Genomic DNA, 3,632 nt, shown 5'->3' on the forward strand with positions numbered 1-3,632 from the left:
TATCCTGGGGATGTGTTCTACCTGCACTCGCGGCTATTGGAGCGAGCCGCCAAGCTGAGCAGCCAACTGGGAGAGGGATCCATGACGGCACTGCCGATCGTGGAAACCCAGGCCAATGACGTGTCGGCCTACATTCCCACCAATGTTATCTCCATCACCGATGGGCAGATCTTCTTGGAATCGGATCTGTTCAACGCTGGCATCCGCCCGGCCATCAACGTCGGGATTTCCGTCAGCCGCGTCGGCTCGGCAGCTCAGACCAAGGCGATGAAAAAGGTGGCTGGCTCCATCAAGGTGGAACTGGCGCAATACCGCGATCTGGAGGCCTTTGCCCAATTTGCCTCTGACCTGGATGAGGCTACCCAAAAGCAACTGGCCCGCGGCCAACGGCTGCAGGAGTTGCTGAAGCAGCCACAGTACTCTCCCCTGTCTCTGGATCAGCAGGTGGCCATTATCTATGCGGGGACGCGAGGCTATTTGGATGACATTCCGGTGGAGAAGGTCTCCAGCTTCAAGCAGGGCCTCTTGGCTTACCTGGGCACCACCCATCCCAAGTACGGCGAGATCGTCCTCTCCACCAAGCAACTCACCGACGAGGCAGAAGAAATCTTGAAAACGGCCATCACAGAGTTCAAGCAGAGCTTCGTGGCCAAGGCGGCCTAGGGTGACGCGGATCTCTCCTGGCCCGGATCCCTGTCGACCACCAAAATAGAGGGAGTAGGTTATGGCAAACCTCAAGCGCATCCGCGATCGCATCAAGGCGGTGAAAAACACCCGCAAAATTACCGAGGCCATGCGGCTGGTGGCAGCAGCTCGGGTGCGGCGCGCCCAAGAGCAAGTGATGGCCACCCGTCCCTTTGCCGACCGACTGGCCCAGGTTTTCTATCGGCTGCAAACTCGGCTGCGGCTGGAAGATGTCAACTTGCCTCTGCTGAAGCAGCGCCCCATCCAGACGGTGGGGCTGTTGGTGGTGGCCGGGGATCGGGGCTTGTGCGGAGCCTACAACGCCAACGTGATTAAGCGCACCGAGGAGCGGGTTCGCGAGCTGCAGGAGACAGGGCAGCAGGTGCAGCTTTACCTGGTGGGACGCAAGGCGGTGCAGTATTTCCAGCGGCGCTCCGCTCCCATCGCCAAGACCTACGTGAATTTGTCGCAGATCCCCACGGCGGCTGAGGCTGCCCAGATTGGGGATCAGCTCCTCTCGGCCTTCTTGTCGGAGAAGGTGGACAAGGTAGAGCTGCTCTATACCCGCTTTGTCTCTTTGATCAGCTCCCGTCCGGTGGTGCAATCCCTGTTGCCCCTCGATCCGTCGCGGTTGGCCACTCAAGACGATGAAATTTTTCGTCTTTTGGTGCGGGGCGGAGAGTTTACTGTCGAGCGCAGCAAAGTCATCGCAGCGGTCTCGGCCCCACCTCAGGACATGATCTTTGAGCAGGATCCCGTGCAGATTTTGGATGCACTGCTGCCGCTGTACCTGAACAACCAGTTGCTACGGGCCTTGCAGGAGGCGGCGGCCAGCGAATTGGCAGCTCGCATGACGGCCATGAACAACGCCAGCGACAATGCCAGCGAGCTCATTCGCACGCTGGGTCTTGCCTACAACAAAGCTCGCCAGGCGGCTATTACTCAGGAGATCCTGGAGGTGGTGGCCGGAGCAGAAGCCCTGTAGACTTCTCAGAGGGGATCCCCTGAGGAGCCGAGGTTGCGTTGTCGCGCCATCTGGGAGTTGAGCAGAATCACCGGCAAGATCCCCACCAAGACAATGGCCAAGGCCGGTGCCCCTGCTTCCGCCAGACGCTCATCGGCTGCCAAGCGGTAGGTTTGCACCGCCAAGGTGTCGAAGTTGAAGGGCCGCAGCACCATCGTGGCCGGCAGCTCCTTCATCACATCCACAAATACCAGCAGCATAGCCCCCAAGAGGCCACCCCTCATCAAGGGCAAATGCACCTGCCACAGGGTGCCCAGGGATCCCTGTCCCAGGCTGCGGGCCGCTTCATCCAAACTGGGGGGAATGCGCAGCAGCGTGGCCTCGACGGTGGCCAAAGCCACGGCCAAAAACCGCACCAGGTAGCCGAACACCAAAGCCGTGAGGGTGCCACTGATCACCAGGCCAGGTGGCTGTTGCAGCACCACCTGCCGCAGGTAGCTCAGCAGTTGATCCAACCACCCTAGGGGAATCAGAACCCCCACTGCAATCACCACCCCAGGCAGCGCATAGCCCAGAGAAGACAACTGCACTGCCAGCCGCAGGCCCCACGGGGATCCCGCCCGTCCTAGCCCCTGCATGCGCAGCCCGTAAAGCACCACCACCGACACGGAAACAGCAATGATAGCCGTGATGGTGGATAGCCAAAAGCTGTTCTGGGCGTAGCTCCAAAAGCGGCGACCCAACTCCCCCTGCCGCAGGGTCATGTGGAGCAGGATCAAGGCCGGAACGACGAAGCCCAGCCCAATCGGGATCCCACAGGCTAGCCAAGCCCCCACCGCCCGGATCCCTTGTAGGCGGTAACGGGTTGGGGTGGGTTTGAACCCTTGGCGATAGTAGCGCGCCCGCCGGCGGGAGACCTGCTCCATCGTTATCAGCAGCAACACCAGCAGCAACAGCAGCGCCGAAAGCTGAGCCGCCGCCACCGGATTGCCCAGGGCCGTCCAGGTGCGGTAGATGCCGGTTGTAAAGGTATCTACCCCGAAATAGCTGACGGTGCCGAAATCGTTGAGGGTTTCCATCAAGGCCAGCAGACAGCCGGCCACGATCCCCGGTCGGGCCAGCGGCAAAGCCACCTTGAAAAAGCTGGCCCAAGGCCCGTAGCCCAAGGAGCGGCTTACCTCTAAGCAGGCCACCGATTGCTCCTGAAAGGCCAGCCGGGCCGAGAGGTAAACATAGGGATAGAGGGTGAGGATCAGCAGCAGGATCGCCCCCCACAACGAGCGAATGTTAGGGAACCAGTAGTCGCCGATCCCCCAACCTGTTACCCGCCGCAGCCAGATCTGGAAACCGCCGGTTACCTGCAAAAAATCGGTGTAGGCGTAGGCCAACACATAGGTGGGGGCCGCCAGGGGCAGCACCAACATCCACTCCAGCCAGGCCCGCCCCCAAAACTGACACATGGTCACCAGCCAGGCAGTGCCACTGCCCACCAGGATGACCCCCGCCGCCACCCCTGCCATCATCACCAGGCTATTGCGCACATAAAGCCCCAAGACCGTATCGGCCAGGTGCTCCCAAACCTGCCGCTCGTCCGCAAAAAGGCTGAGCAACACCGTAAGGACAGGAACGAGAATGAGACCGCTGAGGGTCAGAGTCAGAAGCGCCCAGCCGTTCAGAGGAAAGAAGCCACTTCCCGGCAGAGATTTGCTCAACAACTTCAACCTCATCTCTTTGTCCATCTCAACAGGCGGGAGCTACCTCTTGAGCAACTCCTGGGGAAGAAAAGGGGATCCTCCAGGGATCCCCAACCAAGTTTTCTCTCAAAACAAGCTCTTGGGCAGCTTAACGAAATAAACGATGTTCTCGTCTTGCTTGTTACCAAGGTAAGGCATAGTTTTTTCTTGAGCCGCGCCCTTTTCCGAGACGATGCCAAAGTCGTCGTCGTTAACTATCGCTAGGGTAGTTGAGTTGAGAATGGCCAACC

2 protein-coding genes and 1 pseudogene are annotated in these 3,632 nt (G+C 59.9%); 2 read left to right on the forward strand and 1 reads right to left on the reverse strand.

Translation table 11 applies throughout. From position 1 onward, the window contains the following. Nucleotides 1–663 (forward strand): annotated as a pseudogene (locus NW820_RS01495) (F0F1 ATP synthase subunit alpha); the annotation flags it as partial. 61 nt (nt 664–724) lie between these two features. Continuing rightward, nucleotides 725–1,669: a F0F1 ATP synthase subunit gamma gene (locus NW820_RS01500; RefSeq protein ID WP_414330493.1), complete on the forward strand. Its 945-nt coding sequence runs from the start codon at nt 725–727 to the stop codon at nt 1,667–1,669. Between the two features lie 5 nt (nt 1,670–1,674). On the opposite strand, the gene NW820_RS01505 is transcribed toward NW820_RS01500, so the two are convergent. Next, entirely contained in the window at nt 1,675–3,375 is a 1,701-nt protein-coding gene (locus NW820_RS01505) for an ABC transporter permease (protein ID WP_414406489.1), read from the reverse strand. Nucleotides 3,376–3,632 lie beyond the last annotated feature (257 nt).

The organism is Synechococcus sp. R55.7, assembly GCF_047461955.1.
Classification (GTDB): Bacteria; Cyanobacteriota; Cyanobacteriia; order Thermostichales; family Thermostichaceae; genus Thermostichus.